This is a genomic window from Streptomyces xiaopingdaonensis, from assembly GCF_000262345.1.
In the GTDB taxonomy this organism is placed as follows: domain Bacteria; phylum Actinomycetota; class Actinomycetes; order Streptomycetales; family Streptomycetaceae; genus Streptomyces; species Streptomyces xiaopingdaonensis.
In genome coordinates, this window is the sequence record NZ_AJTQ01000378.1 from 1 (window position 1) to 2,652 (window position 2,652).

Genomic DNA, 2,652 nt, shown 5'->3' on the forward strand with positions numbered 1-2,652 from the left:
GTCGCTCGACCTCCCCCCGGACGCGGCAGCTTCCTCAACCAACCCCCGCGGCAGATCCGTCCACAACGTGAACAACGCTTCCCGCCCGTGCCGCTGCCCCGCATCACCGAACCGCCGCCAAAAACCAGACGTCGGCCCGTCAGAGCGAAGCGGACCACCCAACCAGATCGCATGGACGACCTGCGGCATCCCCTGGTGACTGGACCTCAACTCCCCGGACGACTCCGGACGGCCCGGCACCATATCCGCACCGTCGAGGAACGGCACCACACCGTCCGGGCCGAGGCCGGTGCTGCTGCCCACGTGCGGGCCCGGCTGCGGCGCATCCAGGCCGCCGAACAGGTTCGGACCCAACGTCCGCTCCCCCGGCGCCCGACGGACATCCGGTACGCGCGCCGATTCCCGCAGATCGCCGAGCAGTTCCTCCGCATTCGGATACCCATGCGACGCCGGCATCGGCCCACCACCCCGCAAACCCGCAGGCTCACCCGCCAGAAGAATCTGCGTGACCGCCTCAACACGCGCCCGCAACGGCTGCGCCCGCCGCCAAGCAGGCAACCCCTCATGCACCCGCACCACTTCGTCACGAGCGACCTCAGCCCGGTCAGGACCACGCAACCGATCCAACTCCCGACCCACCCCAGACACCACCAGCTCCAGATCCGGCCGACCGAAACTGCTCCCACCCTCAGACGGCGCCGGCCCCGACACAGGCTCAATGGCATCCACATCCGACACCACACCCCTGGCTCCGGGACGGTTGGGACCCTGAGCGGAGGAAGGACCGGGAACGGTTGACGTCGTCTGAGAAGCCTCCGCGACCGGCGGGAGGACCGTCTGCTCCGAGGCCGACGGGCTGCCGGCCGGCGCCGCGGCAGCCCCTTCTTGCGCGTCGCTCTCAGCGGTCAGCCATCCGAGCCCGGCCCAGCGCTGCTGCGACTCCGGCGCGAAGCGCACCTGCCAAGACCGGAACTGGTGCGCCCAACGAGCACCGACCGGCCAGTTACCGCTCTCCTCGAGCGAAGAGGTGATAGCACGGCGAATGTAGTTCGGACCGGTCAACTCGGCTGCATCCTGGTGCACATCACGCATCAGAAGGGACGGATCACCAGGATCACGAAGACCGGTAAGCAACCCGCGCATGAAAGAGCTGCCGGCCGGAGTGACGATGAAGTTGTTGTTGAACTGACCTTCCGCGTACTGCCGCTCGACAACGGCGGGCATCGCACTCGCATCGTCCGCACGCAGCGGCGGCAGCCCCTCCGCGGCGCGCTCCCTATTGAGATCGCTCAACACATGCTGGAACTGATCGGAGTCACGCAACTGAGGCGCGAGAAACGGCAACCCGCCCGCGTGCGCCGTCAGACCCTCCGAGGGCAGCGTCACCTCACCCGGGTGAATGTCCACATCCACATACACACCACCGTCACGATGCAGAATGCCGTAACGAGCGATGTCCGACGCCATGGCGTACCCACCCTTGCCCAACGCCCAGTTCATCAGAGCATGGGCACGGTCCCCGGTGGCCGCGTCGCTACCGTCGGAGGGAAAGACACCGCGGTCGACCGAAGCGAAACTGGCCCCACCCGAAGCGGTCAGATCATTGATGAACCCCGCGTTGGCATTCAACGCCCCCGCATCGCCCCACAACACCACCTGCCAGCCGGCATCAGCGGCACGATCCCGCCACGCCAACAAATTCTCCCGAGCCGCCGCCCCCAACTCACCGCCGAACCACACCGCATGAACCGTACGGGGCACAAGCGCGGCACCACCGGACTCCTGCCCCAGCACAACCTGCCCAGGATCGCGGAGGCCCACATCCGCCGTACGACCCTGATCGGCCGTAGCCGCCTCCGGATCCCTGCCGACAGAACGCTCGTTGACGGTGAACAGCTTCGGCCCGACATGCCGCGCCACATCCCGCGGCAACCCCGAAACGTGCCTCTCGATAGCCGCACGGAAAACATCCGCCACAACCGCCGCCCGCGCCCGCCCCGTAGCACGCGCCGTCTGCTCCCGGTCCCGACCAGGCAACCGACTGCCGTTGCCCCGCCCGGTCACCTCGACCACAGGCAACGGCAACTGAGCACGCGCGCTCTCCACCCCACGACGCACAGCCTCGGCAGCCAAATTGTCGATCTCCGCACGAGCCGCATCACTCAGCTCCTGCGACCCTTCAACAAAAACGACCCGGGTGCCCGTCTCCCCCCGAGGCGACGTCCCGGGAAGCCCCGCCGGCGTCGGCCCACCACCCCGCAGACTGCCGGGCTCACCCGCCAGAAGAATCTGCGTGATCGCCTCAACACGCTCCCGCAGAGGCTGCGCCCGCCGCCAAGCAGGCAACCCCTCATGCACCCGCACCACTTCTTCACGAGCGACCTCAGCCCGGTCAGGACCACGCAACCGATCCAACTCCCGACCCACCCCGGACACCACCGGATCCAGATCAGGCCGATCCAGATCACCCCCACGCTCGGACGGCGCCGGCCCCGGCGCAGGCTCGATGGCGTCCACATCCGGCACCGCACCGGCGCCCCGCGGCCCCGGACCCGCCTCGCCCCGCGCACCCGACTCCGAGACAGGCTCCGGCTCCACACCCCGCGGTTCCTGCGTCGGGTTGGGACGGCGGATCGGCACTGCGAATCCGTC

At 68.6% G+C, this 2,652-nt stretch carries 1 protein-coding gene; it reads right to left on the reverse strand.

What is annotated here, in order from left to right; all coding sequences use genetic code 11:
• On the reverse strand, positions 1-2,517 hold a 2,517-nt coding region (locus tag UWG_RS31325; RefSeq protein WP_202800767.1), incomplete at its 3' end, for a glycosyltransferase.
• Positions 2,518-2,652 lie beyond the last annotated feature (135 nt).